This window comes from Snodgrassella sp. ESL0253, assembly GCF_013344965.1.
GTDB lineage: Bacteria > Pseudomonadota > Gammaproteobacteria > Burkholderiales > Neisseriaceae > Snodgrassella > Snodgrassella alvi_B.
In genome coordinates, this window is the sequence record NZ_JAAEDQ010000014.1 from 1 (window position 1) to 17,536 (window position 17,536).

A 17,536-nucleotide genomic window follows, 5' to 3' on the forward strand; every position below is an offset into this window, starting at 1 on the left:
TAACCATTTATAACACCGAAAGACCTCATGAAGCACTAAATAATATGACGCCGATTGAGTATAAAACACTAAAACAAGCAGCATGATTTTCTACGTCAGTTTTGTACTAACTATGGGGTATTTACAAAAAGACTGAGCACTAAATTATCTCTATTTAAAAGAAGCGCAAGCCGATGTTGCGGGTAAAGAACTATGCCGTAAATATGGAATGGGCAACTTTATCTTTTATAAATGGCAAAAAAACAACGATATGAAAATTTCAGATATCAATCGTTTAAAGGAGCTGGAAGCTGAAAATCGTAAACTCAAACAGATAATTGCCAAGCTGAGCTTAAAATCCCTGCTTCAAGAGGAAATCATAAAAAAGCTGTAGTGCCTATAACGACACCTAAAGCTTGCACGCAGGAACGACAAGCAAATCATCCTCCTACTATTGCCATCAGCTGCTCTATTACTGGCTTAAGCAGCTGTGCTTATAACTTCTCAGGACAAAACGTAAAAATCGCACCTCCTATGCAGCCCACAGAAGTTATCCACACCCAATAAACAAGGTGAATGCTGGTCAATGGCTTTTATGAGTGGCCGCAGTCGAAATCAGCGTCGCTTTAGAGCTTTCAATATAATAAATCATTTTAATCGGGAAACATTAAGCATTGATATTGCAATCACTTCATTGGCGAAGAGAATTGCCCGTTACTTCAATAAACTGTCTCAATATAGAGTTATCCATTAAAAAGTCGGATGGATAACAGGCCAGAATTTAGCGGAAAACATTTACTAACTGGGCAAAATCACGTGATATAACCATCAATCATATTCAATCAAGCAACCCATATCAAAATGGGCATATTGAATGATTTAATCGTTCGTATCGTACAGAGGTACTGGATTTATATCTTTTTAATAATCTGACACAAGCAAGGAAAGAAACCGAGTCACAATTAACGACTTATAACACCAATTGAATATAAACATTAAATTGAAATCGTAATTTTCTAGTTATTTTGCATACTAAGTATGGGATATTTATATTGGCGCAGGCCGGAAAATATATTTTTATACTTTTGGCAAATATTCACGTGCTAACCAGCGAATCTGCATCTGTGCATCTGGTAGTAGTTGTTGTAATTCAGCTACCGCTGCTTCAACCAGTAACCGCCCGCACATGAAAATATCAATGGCAGCATAGTGGTGTTCCGGCCATGTATGAATGCTGATATGTGATTCCGCCAGTAACAGTACACCGGTCACGCCGCCGCTGCCGCCAAAGGTATGAAAATGGCTGGCCAAAATATGCGCCTGCGCCATCTGTGCCACCTGAAGCAATACCTTTTCAATAGCAATGGCATCCTGCAACCAGCTACTATTCAGTTGATATACATCTAGCAGACAATGTTGTCCTATAGCATGATTAAGCTGCATTATTTATGCCACCGACCGCCGCTGCCATAATAGCCGCCATGTGAAGAATTTACTGAGTTTGATTGATTATTAAATACAGCATAATTGCACCAAGTAAATATGATGACAATCAGAGCTGCTAAATAAAGGTTATATTTTTTGGCACTGTCTGTAGATTCAAATATACCCCATTCCCGATAAGGAATTTTTACAAGCAATCCGTAAGTGATAAAATGAAATATTAATGGCGTGATGCCAAAATCATTATTAGCCAGCCCTCCTACAAATATCATAAAAAATATCGGAAAATTCAAAACAATAAATAAAGCCATCCAGAAGCTGGCAGTGCGAACATCAATGTCGGGCTTCATGACAGTTTGCAAACGCCATTTTCTGATATTACCTATAGTAAAATCTTTTGCCTTGATGTTTTGATGTTCGCGGACAATTTTAACGGCCTTATCAGTTGGCAGTGGTTTTGCCTTGATGCTGATATTTTTATTACCCTGAAACCATGCAGCTACTAATGAGGCCGGAATACTGCTGACAACCGACCACGACTGTTCGTTACGGGTTAGCGTTGTGGATAATTTACGCTGTTCACAGCCATAATCGACGTAATACATACTGTCGCCCGGTGCTACCTGCCAATAAAAAGCACCAGCAGCATAGAGAACCTGAGCGGCATAATCATAAAGAAAAGGAATTTCATCCTTTCTAAAATCAATTGGCTCTAATGGCCTGTTTAAGGTTGGCCAGTCATCGAGTGTTGAAGCCAGTGCCCATTGATTGTTTTCCAGCTCCAGCAGCCATAAAAATCCTTTTTTGGGGGAATAGAGCAGATATTCCGTCCAGCCAAGCGTTTCTGCTTCAGTTTCCTCATGCTCGGCTACCTGAATATATAAAGGTACGTCCTGCATGACTTTATTAACAGGTACTTCATACAGCACCATCGCGCCCAGTACCCACCAGCTTTCATTGCCAATCCGCGCTCTGCTGCCGATTTTAATGGTTAGGTGGCGCTCCTGATGCTGACGCATTTCACTAGTCGCATGCAGCTGGGCAGTTTCTTCCCCCATGTCCAGCTGGCTACGGCAATACTGGCACACAACATAATCGGCAACGCCGCTTACCCAGCGGATTTCGCCACCGCAATTAGGGCATTTACCTCTTTTGGCGCTGCCCTTAACATGGCCTGCACGGGTGCGAATCTGCTCGGGTGTACGGGTATTTTGCAAACGCAGTGATTTTAGTGCTATCCCCTTACCGGCAAATACCTGTGGCTGAACCTCTCCGTCTGAATAATCCAGCGTGATAAAAGATGTGCCATTGCGGCAATCGGCTACCCGAGCAGTTTCAGACTGCGGTAAGGGTATAGGCAACTCCCCCTCGGCGGCATACTGGCCACGCTGGATATTCCGGATATCGGCAACAGCATAACGGCGCTCTTTGTATTTGAAAAAGGTATTACCAATTTTCAGGTTGCTGAACTCAGGCAAGGCACGAAGATCAGGCAGTGCTGGTTGCAGACGGGTGAAAACAAAGCGGTCGTTAGCTTCGGAAAGCCATGCACTGCTACCATCATGCATCAGCGCATGCCATTCATTCCACGAACCAGCATCGTAATTAACCTGCATGCGCCCGATCAGGGTAAATGGTTTGCCCTGCCACACACCGGTGGTACCGATTTGTAGTGGCGACAAATCATTTAAAACCGCAGAATGGCGGCCAGACTGAACCAATTTATTCTGATTAATTAATAAAACAGAATGACAATAACCACAAACAGCAGTTACCGCGGTAGCTGAATGAATGCCGATTTCAGCTCCGCAGCTGGGACAGGTACTATGCAGTAGATAAGAAGAACTGTTCATACAGCCAGTTAACCAGTGATTTTTTTGATAATCTCAGCCTTGGCTGTATCGTAATCATCCTGGCTAATCAGGTTTTGCTCCAGTAAGGTTTTCAGTTGTGCCAGTCTGGCAGTCAGGTCTGTGGCAGCGGCTTCAGCACCACCAGCAGGTGTGGCTGTGGCACCGGTAATACCTGAGGTCATGACATTGGCTATATTCATTCCTGCCGCCAGCCCAGCGCCGATACCGGCAACACCGCCCTCATTCTGGGCAGCCAATGGGATGGCCTGTGCAGTCTGATACTGGGTATAACGTGCCATATCGCCAACTATACCCATACCCATGCGTTCATCCAGACGCTGTTGCAGACTTTCGGGCAGGGTAATACTTTCTACGGTAAAGTTTTCCAGCTCCAGCCCAATGGCGGCAAATGCCGGTTGCAGCAGAGTAGTCATTTGCTGTGACAGCATCAGCTGATTGGCGGCCATATCCAGAAAAGGAATATCAGAACTACCAAAAGCACTGGCCAGCTGGGTAACAGCCAGATTACGCAACTGCTCTTCCAGTGTTTCAGTGCGATATTCCTCACATACGCCGCTTACTTCGCGAAAAAACACCGCCGGTTGAGCAATACGGAAGGAATACATACCAAATGAGCGCACGGAAACGGCGCCGAAATCACTGTCACGAATGGTAACCGGCTGTGCTGTGCCCCAGCGTCTGGATAGCTGCTGGCGCATGTTGAAAAAGTACACATCAGATTTGAATGGCGACTGAAATAATTTGCCCCAGTGTTTCAGGTTGGTGAGTAACGGCAGGTTCTGGGTATTCAGAGTAAACGTGCCGGTGCCAAACTGGTCAGCAATGGCTCCTTCATCCACAAACATGGCATTCTGGGATTCCCGTACTATCAGGGCAGCGCCATTTTGGATTTCCTGATCCTGTAACGGGAAACGCCACATTAATACCTCGGGGTCGGGATTTTCCCACTGGATAACGTCAATAAATTGTTTCTTGATGAAGCCACCCAAACCATTACTACCAAAAATTGAATTCAGTACCATTGTTCGTATCCAGATTTAAAAATTTGATTATTAACTTAATGCAGCAGCATTGAGAATACCAATAGCTACAGACAGGCCAAAAAACAGAATGCCAACTGCGATATTATTGTTTGCCAGTTCCTGATTGGCTTTGGGAATAAGCAGAGTGGCAATAAAATACACCAGAATCTGCACAATCATGGCTGCCACGCCCCAGATAATGAAACTGATCAGGCTTACTGATTGCAGCATGCTGGAAATCAGGGTGATGCAAAAACCGGTCATGGCACCACTGAGTGAAGTAGCACAGGCTATATTGCCCTGTTTAATTAATTTCAGCTCAGCTACAGGAGTGATGCGCAGGTAGACAATAATAAACCCGATTAGCAAAAGCAGAGCAACAGCGAAGTATTTTAAATACTGCAAGTACTGCCATAAGGTAATTGCCATATTTCATTTTCCTGATTATTTCTGCTCTTAAACATACCGTATAATAATAATTTTGTATAGTATGTTTTTACTTTAACCAGCAATAAATTAACAATTGAATCTGCACAGATTGTTGTGTAGCCGGAATAGCTTGGATTCCGGCCGTTGTTATGGGCTAGCAAGGCTGCTTTACAGTAATGGCAGGGCTTACTTGTGAAACTGGTACAAATCACTGTACCTGCAATATTAGAAATCAATAAAGGATAAATTGTGAATCCTGCATTAATTGTGTCGGTGTTTGTGGTAGCCAGTTGCGGGCTGGCCTATGAGTTGATTATGGCGGCACTGGCCAGCTATCTGCTTGGGGATTCGATACTTCAGTTTTCGTCGATCATTGGTGTGTATATGTTTGCCATGGGTATTGGCGCTCATCTGACCCGTTATATTCATGACAAAGATGCGTTAAGCCGCTTTATTGATATTGAAATTCTGGTGGGCATTGTCGGCGGTATTTCTGCACTGCTTTTATTTGTGCTGTTTGGTTTTTCCGCTGCTCCGTTTCGTTCGGTACTGTATGGGCTGGTGCTGATTATTGGCATCATCACCGGTATGGAACTGCCGCTGGTGATGCGGGTGCTCAATTTGCGTGAGGTTGAGTTTAAGGAAGTGGTTAGCCGGGTACTCACCTTTGATTATCTTGGTGCGCTGGCCGTTTCGCTGCTGTTTCCGCTGATTCTGGCACCGAAGCTGGGCATGGCTAGAAGTGCTTTACTGTTCGGGATTCTGAATACAGTTGTTGCGCTATTAACTGCGCGCCTGTTTAAGAAAGATTTGCGCCATTATCGGCACTTGTGCCTGCGGGGCAATATAGTACTGCTTATTCTGCTGCTTTTTTTCTGTTACGCCAATCAGATTACCAACAAGGCTGAAGAGCATTATTTCGGTGACCCTGTGGTGTATAGCACGGCTTCTCCTTATCAGCGGCTGGTAATCACCAAATGGCATAATGATACCCGACTGTTTATTAATGGTAATTTACAGTTTTCTTCGGTGGATGAAGCACGCTATCACGAGGCACTGGTGTTGCCGGCAATGGAGCAGAATCCAAGGGCTGCTAATATTCTGATACTGGGCGGCGGTGATGGGCTGGCGGCGCGCGAAGTGCTGAAATATTCACAGGTTAAACAGGTTACGCTGGTTGATCTGGATGCCAGCATGACCAAAGTATTCCGCACGTCGGCACAACTGCGCGAACTCAATCAGAATTCACTCAATCATCCGAAAATGCGCATTATCAATGCCGATGCTGCACAATGGCTGGAACATAATCAGCAAAAATTCGACGTAATTATTATCGATTTTCCCGACCCTGCCAATTTTTCTCTGGGTAAGCTGTATTCTGTACCGATGTACCGTATGGTGGCAAGGCATTTAAATCCACATGGCAATATTGTGGTGCAATCCACTTCACCCTATTTTGCACCCAACGCTTTCTGGTGCATTGTCACTACATTGGAAGCGGCCGGACTGAAAACCCTGCCCTATCATGTTTATGTTCCTTCCTTTGGTGAGTGGGGCTATGTGATGGCCAGTCAGGAGGGTGAGTTTCTGATTCCCAATGATTATCGTGTACCAACCCGGTATCTGGATGCTAACAGTACTCGCGAAATGTTTAACTTTCCGAAAGACATGCAGCGACGTGCGGTTGAAGTCAATCATCTGAATACGCAAAAACTGGTGGAATACTTTGAAGCAGACTGGCGTGCGGTGATGCGCTAAGGGAGTATTAAGGATGAAAATCAGTCGCCGCCGCTTTCTCGGCCATGCACTCGGTGTCAGCATGTTGGGATTAACCAGCTACGAGGCGTGGCGTTATTTTGTGCCCGGAAGACCGCCAATTAGTGTGGATTTTCCGGGCAAGGCGATTGGCCATGCTATTCGTGATGCACAAGTGCACCCGCCTGCAAATATCCCCACACGCTACGCCAATACGGTGATTATCGGCAGCGGAGCCGCTGCCTTATCCGCCGCTTGGCAATTATCCAGACAGGGCATGCAGGACTATATCCTGCTTGATGGTGCGGAACGTAATGGCAATAATCGCGGCGAAAGTCAGTTTGGCGTGGATTATCCAACCGGCGCTCATTACCTGCCCCTGCCCTCGCCCGAGTCTGAACACATTCGTGAATTACTAGGCGATTTACAGCTTTACCAGCATGGTTTGTATGATGAGCGTGCCCTGCTGCAAGTGCCCAATGAGCGCTTATTTTATCAGCAGAACTGGCAGAATGAACTGCTGCCACGCCGTGATGCCGACAGTGAACGCTTTTTTCGCTTTATCCATCAGCTCAGCAATCAGCGCGGCGCCGATGGCAAACGCCTGTTTACTATTCCGCTGGATTTGTCCAGTACCGACAGCCACTGGCGCCGGCTGGAACAGATAACGTTTGCACACTGGCTGCAACAGCAGGGTTATCATTCACCAACATTATTATGGTATCTGGATTATAGCTGCCGTGATGATTACGGACAGGGTATCAGCCAAATCTGTGCCTGGGCAGGTTTACACTACTTCTGTGCACGCGGTAATGAACAAAATGAGCATGGTTCAGTACTGACATGGCCACATGGTTTGCATGAGCTGTCGCAACGGATACGCACATTCTGCCGCCTGCAACCACTGGAGAGCTGGCCGGAAAGCAGCCAGCCATTTAAGCAACCATACAGCATGAATGCCTTTGTGTCTTCGATTGAAGAACATGCACAGGGTGTGCGCCTGTTAGTCTGTACCGGCCAGCAGAAATATTTCTGGCTTGAAGCGCGCCATGCCATCTGTGCCATGCCGCTGTATATTGCTGCACATGTGGTTAAGAATATTCAACAGTATGGTTTTAAGCCCGAAAGCCATATGCCGCAGTATGCGCCGTGGATTGTGGCTAATTTCTTGTTACGCGGGATGCCACCAGAAAGCAGGGGCAGCAAGCTGGCATGGGACAATATTCTGTATCAGGGTGCGGGACTGGGTTATGTGGTGGCCACCCATCAGCAAATCCGGCAAGGGTCACCGGCTTATACATCTTTTACGGCTTATACGGCACTGAATCAGGATACACCGGGCAATGTGCGCCGCTGGATGCTGTCTGCCTCTCCCGAGGAGATTTACCAGTGTGCTGCAGCGGAGCTGGAACAGATTTACGGAGTAGCCTTGCGCCGGCGCATACTACAGGCACGTTTAAGTCTGCGCGGCCACGCCATGGCGGTACCGCAGCCGGGCTATCTGGCCAATCAGGGCTTACAGGCACTGCGTTCTTATACGGGGCGTTTACAGTTTGCTCACAGTGATTTATCCGGTTATTCGATTTTTGAGGAAGCCTGCTACTGGGGCAAACGTGCAGCAGTACAGATACTGGCACAGCAATAATCAATCGCTACTTGGAAAAACAAAACTGCCTGTGGCCATACAGTTGGTCACAGGCAGTTTTATCTGGTCATTAGTTTATTAGACTTCCAGATAATCCATGATACTCTGTGCCGCATCACGTCCTTCGGCTATGGCGGTAACCACCAGATCTGAACCGCGAGTAATATCACCGCCGGCAAAAATCTTCGGATTGGCGGTTTGCTGTTTATATTCGCCGCCAGTCTGAATGCGGCCACGTTCATCCACGGTTACGCCGACAGTGCTTAACCACGGCATGCTGTGCGGAGCAAAACCAAACGCCACAATCACGGCATCGCAGGCAATTACTTCTTCACTGCCGGCAACGATTTCAGCACGGCGGCGCCCTCGTTCATCCGCTGCGCCCATACTGGTTTTCACCACCTGAATACCAGTAACGGTACCTTCTGCATTGGTCACTACGGCCTGCGGCTGCACATTGAATTTAAACTGCACGCCTTCTTCACGCGCATTATTGAATTCTTTTTTGGAACCGGGCATATTAGCGGCATCGCGGCGATAGGCACAGATAACTTCTTTTGCCTGCTGACGCAAAGCTGTACGCACACAATCCATGGCAGTATCACCACCGCCCAGTACCACTACGCGCTTATCGGCCATGGAAACATAATCTTTACTGGCAATATTCAGCAGATTTTCGGTATTGCCAATCAGATACGGCAAGGCCAGATAGACACCGCTGGCATCCTCATTCTCAATGCCGGCACACAGCCCCTGATAAGTACCTACGCCTAAAAATACAGCATCGTACTGTTGCTCTAGCTGTTGCAGGGTGATATCTGTGCCAACATTGACGCCTAGCTTGAATTCAATACCCATATTGGTAAGTACATGGCGCCGGCGCATCATCACTTCTTTTTCCAGCTTGAAAGCCGGAATGCCAAATGTGAGCAGGCCACCAATTTCTGTCGCCCGTTCGTATACTGTAACGTCTACACCGTTGCGAATCAGCACATCGGCGCAGCCCAGTCCAGCCGGGCCGGCACCCACTACGGCCACTTTTTTGCCCACTTTTTCTACTGCGCTGATATCAGGGCGCCAGCCCTGCGCAAAAGCCTGTTCAGTAATGTATTTTTCGATGGCACCAATGGTAACCGCACCAAATTCAGCATTCAGAGTGCAATCACCTTCGCACAGACGATCCTGCGGGCACACTCGTCCGCACACCTCCGGCAGGCTGTTGGTAGTATGCGCCAGTTCCACCGCTTCGATAATCCGCCCTTCATTCGCTAGCCGCAGCCAATTGGGAATATTATTGTGTAACGGACATTTGTTCTGGCAATACGGATTGCCGCAAGCCAGACAGCGGTCGGCCTGTGCAATCGCCTGTGCGGTAGTAAACGGCTGATAGATTTCCGCAAATTCATGCTGACGCACGGTCAGCGGCTCTTTCGGGGGATCGACACGCGGGACATCGATAAACTGGTAAACATTTTCGCGTTGACTCATCTGGTGTTCCTTGCACTATTTCTAATTATTCCTGCATTGTCCGGCGGCCTTATTGGGTAACAGCACGCAACTCGGTAACGGTACGCGGTTTATGTCCCAGCAGCGCATCTACATCATTGGCTTTCGGTTTAACCAGCACAAAGCGATTAACATAATTGTCCCATTTGGCCAGAATGCGTTCTCCCAGCGGACTGTGGGTATTTTCCACATGCTCGGCAATCAGACCGCGCAGATTTTCCTGATGCATGGTTAGTGTACTGATATCCAGCCCTTCCACCAGCTCGGGATTGATGCGCTGCCTGAAACCGCCGTCCACATCCAGCACATAGGCAAAACCGCCAGTCATACCGGCACCGAAGTTGATTCCGGTTTTGCCCAGTACACATACCACACCGCCGGTCATGTATTCACAGCCATTGTCGCCAATACCTTCCACCACAACCGTAGCTCCGGAATTGCGCACAGCAAAACGCTCACCGGCCTTACCAGAAGCAAACAGTTTGCCACCGGTAGCACCATACAGACAGGTATTGCCAATAATCGTGGTGTCTTCCGGCTGGAATGCTGTACCGCCGTGCGGATGAATCACAATCTTGCCGCCGGCCATTCCTTTGCCCACATAATCGTTGGCATCTCCGGTCAGATACAGGTTCACCGTTCCGGCCAGCCATACACCGAAACTCTGTCCCGCTGTACCATTCAGATATATATCAAAGCGCTGTGGTGCATGGCCGCGATTGCCATAAGCAGCAGCAATCTGGCCGGATAAAGTGGCACCTACCGAGCGATCGGTATTATTGATGTCATAGCTTAAATCTACATCAGCCCCGCTTTGTACCGCGTCGCCAATATCCTGCATGATGGTGCGGTTGAGGCGGCCGCTATCAAATGGTGGATTGGTCTGGGTACAGTAGCGCGAGCTGCCATCCGGCACTTTCGGTGAATACAGCAACTTGCTTAAATCCAGCGTACTTTGTTTCGGCGTAATGCCGGATATGACTTCCAGCAACTCGGTACGGCCGATTAAATCGGTTAACTGGGTTACCCCAAGCTGTGCCATGATTTCGCGCACATCCTGTGCAATGAATTTGAAATAATTCATCGCTTTTTCCGGTAAACCATGGAAATGTTCTTGGCGCAGGGTGTCGTCCTGAGTGGCCACGCCGGTAGCACAGTTATTCAGGTGACAGATGCGCAGATAACGGCAGCCCAGTGCAATCATCGGCCCGGTACCGAAGCCAAAGCTTTCTGCGCCCAGAATCGCTGCTTTAACAATATCCAGACCGGTTTTGAGGCCGCCATCCACTTGCAGACGCACTTTGTGGCGCAGATTATTTTCCACCAACGCCTGCTGTGCTTCGGCCAGCCCCAGCTCCCACGGGCTGCCAGCATATTTCACACTGGTAATCGGACTGGCGCCCGTACCACCATCATAACCGGATATGGTAATCAGATCGGCATAAGCTTTGGCTACACCGGTGGCAATAGTGCCAACACCCGGTAAAGACACCAGCTTTACTGAAATCAGTGCCCGCGGATTAATCTGTTTTAAATCAAAAATCAGTTGTGCTAAATCTTCAATCGAATAAATATCATGATGCGGTGGTGGCGAAATCAGGGTAGAACCGGGCACCGCAAAGCGCAGTTGCGCGATATACGGGGTAACCTTGTCTCCCGGTAACTGACCGCCTTCACCCGGTTTGGCACCCTGCGCCACTTTAATCTGAATAACATCAGCACTCATCAGATAGGCCGGTGTTACCCCGAAACGGCCGGAAGCCACCTGCTTAATCCGCGATACCCGTTCGGTACCATAACGGCGCGGATCTTCGCCGCCCTCACCGGAATTAGAAAAGCCGCCCAGCCGGTTCATCGCTGTGGCCAGTGCCTCATGTGCTTCCGGGCTTAATGCTCCTATCGACATGGCCGCACTGTCAAAGCGCTTATACAGATTTTCCGCCGCTTCCACCTGTTCCAGTGCTACCGGCGTGGCAGTTTCGGTTCTCAGACGCAGCAAATCGCGCAGCATAGAGGGGGGCCGCTTATTTACAGCATCGGCATAGCGGCGATAGTGGGCATAATCGCCACTGTTGACGGCTGCCTGCAAAGTATTTACCACTTCGGGGTTATAGGCGTGAAATTCACCCTGTGGCTTGTATTTCAGATAACCGCCGATTTCCAGCCCTCGGCTTTTCTGCCAAGCGCGTTTATGAAACCAGCGCAGCTCTGCGTCGAGCTGAGCAAAAGTTGCTCCCTCAATGCGGTTAAGCATATTTTTAAAGCACAGCTCCATCACCTCATGATGAAAGCCGATTGCTTCAAACAGACAGGCACAACGATAGGAAGAAATAGTCGAGATGCCCATTTTAGAGATAATTTTATACAAACCCTTATTGATGGCATTGCGGAAATTTATCATTACCTGCCGTAGTGGTTTGGTAATCGCGCCAATGCTCACCATTCTGGCCAGACTCTCATAGGCCAGATAGGGATACACTGCCGTGGCACCCAAACCTATCAATACAGCAAAATGGTGCGGATTACGTGCTGAAGCGGTTTCAACAATAATATTCGCATCACAGCGCAGATTAGTTTCCACCAGTCGCTGCTGAATCGCGCCAACACTGAGAACAGCCGGAATTGGCATAGCATCACGACTGACATTACGGTCTGAAATCACCAGCAGCACGGCCCCGTTTCTGACTGCGGCCACGGCCTCATCACACAGGCGCACCAGTGCCTCTTTCAGGCTGGTTTCGTTCGGGTTATACACTGCATCCAGATGATGATGCTGATAGTGTTCAGCTGATAATTGCAGCAACTGCTGCATATCAGAGTACAGTAGTACCGGCGATTTAAAATTCACCCGGTGTGACATTCCCTCAGCTTCAAAAAACACACTCATTTCGCGCCCGATACAGGTATTCAGGCTCATCACATGCTTTTCACGCAGGGGGTCTATCGGTGGATTGGTTACTTGAGCAAAATACTGGCGAAAATAATCAAACAGCACCCGAGGCCGCTGCGACAACACCGCAAACGGCGTATCGTCTCCCATCGAGCCCACCGCTTCCTGACCATTTTCGCCCAGCACCCGCACCACACTTTCCAGTTCTTCCAAGTCATAACCAAACAGCTTCTGGTACACCAGCAATCTGTCTGCTGAAAAACTGGATTCGCCCACTTCTTCATCCGGCAGTTTCTCAAACGGAACCAGTGATAGAACATTTCTGTCCAGCCACTCCTTATACGGATGGCGCGTTTTCAGTTCGGTGTTGATGTCAGCCGATTGCATCAGCCTACCCTCACGCGTATCAATCACCAACAGTTCACCCGGACCAACACGGCCTTTCTCCACTACTTCATCCGGCGCGTAATCCCAAATACCCACTTCCGATGCAATGGTAATCAGCTTGTCCTGAGTAATCACGTAGCGAGCCGGTCGCAGGCCGTTACGGTCGAGCGTACAGGCTGCATAGCGGCCATCGCTGAGCACAATCCCCGCCGGACCATCCCACGGTTCCATGTGCATGGAATTAAAATCATAAAAGGCGCGCAAGTCCTCATCCATATCCGGATTGTGTTGCCAAGCCGGCGGCACCAATAAGCGCATGGCACGAAACAAATCCATACCACCATTTACAAACAGCTCCAGCATATTGTCCAGTGAGCTGGAATCCGAGCCGGTTTCATTCACAAATGGTGCCGCCGTCTGCAAATCCGGAATCAGCGGAGTGTGATATTTATATGAGCGTGCCTTTGCCCAAGCCCGATTACCAGAAATGGTATTGATTTCACCATTGTGCGCCAGATAACGGAATGGTTGTGCTAGCTGCCAGCGCGGCAGTGTATTGGTAGAAAAACGCTGGTGAAACAGACAAATCGCACTTTGCATGCGTAAATCAGCCAGATCAGGATAAAACCGCGGTAAATCCTTGGGCATGCACAGCCCTTTATAAATCATCACCTGATTAGACAGGCTGCAAATATAAAAATCACGGTGATTAATGCGCTTTTCAATGCGTCGGCGGGTCATAAACAGCCGCCGTTCTAAATCCCGCGGCAGCCAGCCAGCGGGCGCATTGATAAATACCTGCTCAATATGCGGCATATCTGCCAGTGCAATGGCACCGAGCATTTTCGGATTGGTGGGCACAGGTCGCCACAGTGAAATATTCAGCGTTTCACGTGTCAGCTCTTCCTCAATAATAGCCTTATATTCCTGTGTCAATGCTTCATCGCGCGGAAAAAAAATCATTCCCACGGCAAAATTCTTTGCCAGCGTAATGCCTGCTTCCTCCGCTACCGCCTGAAAGAATTTTTTCGGCATTTGCAGCAGCAGGCCACAGCCATCCCCCGTTTTACCATCCGACAGAATCGCTCCGCGATGCTGCATGCGTGACAGCCCCAATATTGCGGTACGCACCACCTTGTGGCTGGGCTCGCCTTCAATATTGGCAATTAATCCAAAACCGCAGTTTTCTTTTACCAGAGAGTGGTCGTATAAGCTGGACATCAGGAAACCTCGCTTGCTGCACTAACTGCAAAGTACAAATTAATTAGTCAAGATAACAAACATACAAAAATTTACCTATATGCGTCAAAAGCTTTTTTGTTTAGCACAGCAAAAAAAACTCTATAATTCTATTGATTTCTAGTTTAAATCACTACAGTTAACCGGATTTGAGCATATTAAAACGGCATTAGGCTGAAAATATGCCATATTTCACCAAATTACACATTTATGGCAGTAAGGCTTTAAAAGCCAAAAAAATTTGCAGAAAGCACAAATAATGCCATCAGCAAGCCATTTAATTGATAATAATAATCAATTAATATTTTAAATCACTAATATAACTCCACCTTTAAAATAAACTTATTCCTAACCATAAGAGCAAAGATAAGCAGTATCCTGTGCTACTTTCACTCAGAAAGATTTCCCGGCCGTAATTCGAAAAGTTTCGCCATCCTGAAAATCCTGCCAGTCACTACACTGTGGAAGCAAAACTGACAGTACGCCGGATATTATTTTTATGCTTTTCAGCTCCTGCGTTAGAAAATCATATTTGCTGAGCTGCATCACCGCCACGGTTACCGGTGATGTTATCGTTTTCATGCTAATAAAAATTACCTACCCGTCAAAATACTTCTTTATACGCATTATCCAGTTACGATATTTTTCTTGTACTGCCCATTAATAAAACAGGGAGATGCAAGCATCTCCCTGTTACAATTTTATTCGCTGACCACACCAGCGTGTTCAGCCTGAACATCGGCATGATAGCTGGAGCGTACCATCGCCCCGATTGCCCCGTGCTTAAAGCCCATCTCATAAGCACGTTTTTCAAAGACCTTAAACTGTTCCGGCGTGACATAACGCAATACTGGTAAATGGCTGTTACTGGGCTGCAAATACTGGCCGATAGTAATCATTTCCACATCATGGGCGCGCAAATCCTGCATCACTTCCAGAATTTCCTCATCACGCTCACCCAGCCCTACCATCAAACCAGATTTCGTCGCCACCTCCGGCCGTAATGCCTTATACTGTTTCAGCAGCTTCAGCGAATGCTGATAATCCGCACCGGGTCGCGCCTGTTTATACAGTCGCGGAGCCGTTTCCAGATTATGGTTGAGTACATCCGGCGGTGTTTGTGCCAGAATATCCAGCGCGGTATCCAGACGGCCGCGAAAATCCGGTACCAGCACCTCAATCTGGGTATGCGGGCTGGACTCACGAATGGCACTAATGCAATCTGCAAAATGCTGTGCCCCGCCATCGCGCAAGTCATCGCGGTCTACCGAAGTAATCACCACATAGCGCAGATTCATCGCTTTCACCGAAGCGGCCAGATGTTGCGGTTCCTGCGGGTCAAGCGGATTGGGGCGGCCATGCCCCACGTCACAAAACGGACAGCGGCGGGTACAGATATCACCCATAATCATAAATGTTGCCGTGCCCTTGCTAAAGCATTCACCAATATTCGGACAACTGGCTTCCTCACATACGGTATGCAGCTTCTGCTGACGGACAATATTTTTAATTTCAAAAAACTTTTGACTGCTGGGTAACCGTGCCCGAATCCATTCCGGTTTTTTCAGTTTTTCTTCCAGCGGCACAACCTTAATCGGAATACGTGCAGTTTTTTCCGCACCCTTATGTTTTACCCCTTGGCTGTTATCTTGATTCATAGTACCACTTTCTGTGTAGATGGCCGCTCAGGCGGCGGTGCATTCAATTGCAAAGTCAGGTAGCCGGTTAAACGTTCGGCAACTTCAGTCAGCGCAGGACAAGGTTCTGCCAGATCAGCAATCTGAGTCATGTGTAATCCGGCATAGCCACACGGATTGATATGTGTAAACGGGGTCAGGTTCATATTCACATTCAGCGCCAGCCCGTGATACACCGCACCCTGTTTGATGCGTAGCCCCAGCGAAGCGATTTTCCGGCCGTTTACATAAACACCGGGGCGTTTCGGGTCATTCTCTGCCGCAATGCCGTAATCGGCCAGCGTAGCAATAATACTGTTTTCCAGCCGGCTCACCAGCTCCCGTACGGTAATATGGCGCCGCTTGAAATCAATCAGCGTATACACCACCAATTGCCCCGGACCGTGATAAGTTACCTGTCCGCCACGGTCAATCTGCACCACTTCAATTTCATCATGCACCAGAATATGTTCTGGCTTGCCGGCCATCCCCTGTGTAAACACCGGCGGATGTTCTACAACCCATAATTCATCTTCCGTTTCAGCTGTGCGATTCGCCGTAAAATCCTGCATCGCCTCAAAAACCGGCTGATAAGCGCGCAAGCCCAGCTGAACCACCTTCATAGCACAACCTTCACCATGGGATGGCTACTTAAAGCACGATAAATATTGTCCAGCTGCTCCTGACTTTCCGCGCGGATAACCACCGTTGCACTAATATAATTTCCCTTACTGCTCGGGCGGGTATTGATATCTGCTGCTGCCGTTGCCGGCGCATGCTGCTGTACTACATCCAATACCGTGGCCGCAAACTCAGGATGCTGCGCACCCATTACCTTAACCGGGAAATCCAGCGGAAATTCAATAATACTGGTTTTCAGATTATCACTCATATCTATACCTTTCCTGTCTGCACACGTTTGTACCATTTAAATCCCATGCAAAACAGGCTTATTCACGTAAAAAATTTTAATCCAAAGCTAACAGCGGTAATAAGCTTATGCTAAGCAACAGCCTTCTGCGCCAGATAAGTCTGTAAACCCCGTTCACGCAGCACACAGCTCGGACACTCACCGCAACCGCCCTCCACCCCGTTATAACAGGTGTGCGTATGCTCGCGCACATAGTCCAGATATCCAAGCTCATCAGCCAGCGCCCAAGTCTGCGCTTTATCCAGATACATCAGCGGCGTAATCAGCCTGAATTCATAATCCATCGCCAGATTCAGCGTTACATTCATCGACTGCACAAACACATTGCGGCAATCCGGGTAACCGGAAAAATCGGTTTCACACACGCCGGCAATCACATCATGAATCCCCTGCCCCTTGGCAAAAATCGCCGCATATAATAAAAACAGCGCATTGCGCCCATCAACAAAGGTATTCGGCAGCCCCTCAGCCGGCGCCTCAATCGCCTGCTGTTCATCCATCAGCGCATTATGGGTAATGCTTTGCAACAGCGATAAATCCATCACCGTTTGCGCCACACCTAAGTCCTGCGCTATCCAGCGCGCCTTTTGCAGTTCAATCGCGTGACGCTGGCCATACTGAAAAGTAATCGTCTGTACATTCTCGCGTCCGTAAGTCGCAATAGCCTGCAACAGACAGGTAGTTGAATCCTGACCGCCGGAAAAAATAACCAGCGCTTGAGCATGTTGTTTCATTATCCAGATTCCTTAGTTTTGATTTC

The 17,536-nt window shown here is 48.1% G+C and carries 13 protein-coding genes and 2 pseudogenes; 4 read left to right on the plus strand and 11 right to left on the minus strand.

Features of this window, described 5'->3' with window-relative positions; translation table 11 throughout:
- Window positions 1-166 precede the first annotated feature (166 nt).
- A pseudogene (locus tag GYX26_RS11725) lies at window positions 167-373 on the plus strand (transposase); the annotation flags it as partial.
- 496 nt (window positions 374-869) lie between these two features.
- Window positions 870-965 (plus strand): annotated as a pseudogene (locus tag GYX26_RS11730) (hypothetical protein); the annotation flags it as partial.
- 91 nt (window positions 966-1,056) lie between these two features.
- Here GYX26_RS11730 and speD read toward each other — a convergent pair.
- The 4 genes from speD to GYX26_RS10030 all read right to left on the minus strand — a co-directional run bounded on the left by speD (window position 1,057) and on the right by GYX26_RS10030 (window position 4,747).
- Window positions 1,057-1,422: an adenosylmethionine decarboxylase gene (speD, locus tag GYX26_RS10015; protein ID WP_174829136.1), complete on the minus strand. Its 366-nt coding sequence runs from the start codon at window positions 1,420-1,422 to the stop codon at window positions 1,057-1,059.
- Complete coding sequence (locus GYX26_RS10020) at window positions 1,422-3,275, minus strand: DUF4178 domain-containing protein (RefSeq protein WP_174829137.1); 1,854 nt, start codon at window positions 3,273-3,275, stop codon at window positions 1,422-1,424. Before GYX26_RS10020 ends, speD begins: the two co-directional genes overlap by 1 nt.
- A gap of 8 nt (window positions 3,276-3,283) precedes the next feature.
- A complete protein-coding gene (locus GYX26_RS10025; protein ID WP_174829166.1) occupies window positions 3,284-4,285 on the minus strand; it encodes an SPFH domain-containing protein in 1,002 nt (333 codons plus the stop codon).
- A gap of 63 nt (window positions 4,286-4,348) precedes the next feature.
- Window positions 4,349-4,747, minus strand: a complete 399-nt coding sequence (locus GYX26_RS10030; RefSeq protein WP_100089830.1) for a DUF350 domain-containing protein — start codon at window positions 4,745-4,747, stop codon at window positions 4,349-4,351.
- Between the two features lie 249 nt (window positions 4,748-4,996).
- Here GYX26_RS10030 and GYX26_RS10035 point away from each other — a divergent pair, with 249 nt between their 5' ends.
- Together GYX26_RS10035 and GYX26_RS10040 are read left to right on the plus strand one after the other, a co-directional pair.
- On the plus strand, window positions 4,997-6,505 hold the full coding sequence (locus GYX26_RS10035) for a polyamine aminopropyltransferase (protein WP_370520882.1): 1,509 nt from the start codon (window positions 4,997-4,999) through the stop codon (window positions 6,503-6,505).
- Window positions 6,506-6,518: 13 nt separating this feature from the next.
- The gene (locus GYX26_RS10040; RefSeq protein WP_174829138.1) at window positions 6,519-8,147 is read left to right on the plus strand and encodes an FAD-dependent oxidoreductase; all 1,629 of its coding nucleotides are present in this window, start codon (window positions 6,519-6,521) and stop codon (window positions 8,145-8,147) included.
- A gap of 78 nt (window positions 8,148-8,225) precedes the next feature.
- Here GYX26_RS10040 and GYX26_RS10045 read toward each other — a convergent pair whose 3' ends face one another.
- The 7 genes from GYX26_RS10045 to queC form a co-directional block, all read right to left on the minus strand.
- Window positions 8,226-9,635, minus strand: a complete 1,410-nt coding sequence (locus tag GYX26_RS10045; protein WP_174829139.1) for an FAD-dependent oxidoreductase — start codon at window positions 9,633-9,635, stop codon at window positions 8,226-8,228.
- A gap of 49 nt (window positions 9,636-9,684) precedes the next feature.
- Window positions 9,685-14,151: a glutamate synthase large subunit gene (gene gltB, locus GYX26_RS10050; RefSeq protein WP_174829140.1), complete on the minus strand. Its 4,467-nt coding sequence runs from the start codon at window positions 14,149-14,151 to the stop codon at window positions 9,685-9,687.
- Between the two features lie 411 nt (window positions 14,152-14,562).
- The gene (locus GYX26_RS10055; RefSeq protein ID WP_174829141.1) at window positions 14,563-14,751 is read right to left on the minus strand and encodes a pyrimidine/purine nucleoside phosphorylase; all 189 of its coding nucleotides are present in this window, start codon (window positions 14,749-14,751) and stop codon (window positions 14,563-14,565) included.
- A gap of 119 nt (window positions 14,752-14,870) precedes the next feature.
- On the minus strand, window positions 14,871-15,827 hold the full coding sequence (gene lipA, locus GYX26_RS10060) for a lipoyl synthase (RefSeq protein WP_174829142.1): 957 nt from the start codon (window positions 15,825-15,827) through the stop codon (window positions 14,871-14,873).
- A complete protein-coding gene (gene lipB, locus GYX26_RS10065; RefSeq protein WP_174829143.1) occupies window positions 15,824-16,468 on the minus strand; it encodes a lipoyl(octanoyl) transferase LipB in 645 nt (214 codons plus the stop codon). Before lipB ends, lipA begins: the two co-directional genes overlap by 4 nt.
- Complete coding sequence (locus tag GYX26_RS10070; protein WP_194240724.1) at window positions 16,465-16,737, minus strand: YbeD family protein; 273 nt, start codon at window positions 16,735-16,737, stop codon at window positions 16,465-16,467. The genes lipB and GYX26_RS10070 overlap by 4 nt, the downstream gene beginning before the upstream one ends.
- A 110-nt stretch (window positions 16,738-16,847) precedes the next feature.
- Entirely contained in the window at window positions 16,848-17,510 is a 663-nt protein-coding gene (queC, locus tag GYX26_RS10075) for a 7-cyano-7-deazaguanine synthase QueC (RefSeq protein WP_100090711.1), read from the minus strand.
- Window positions 17,511-17,536: the final 26 nt, after the last annotated feature.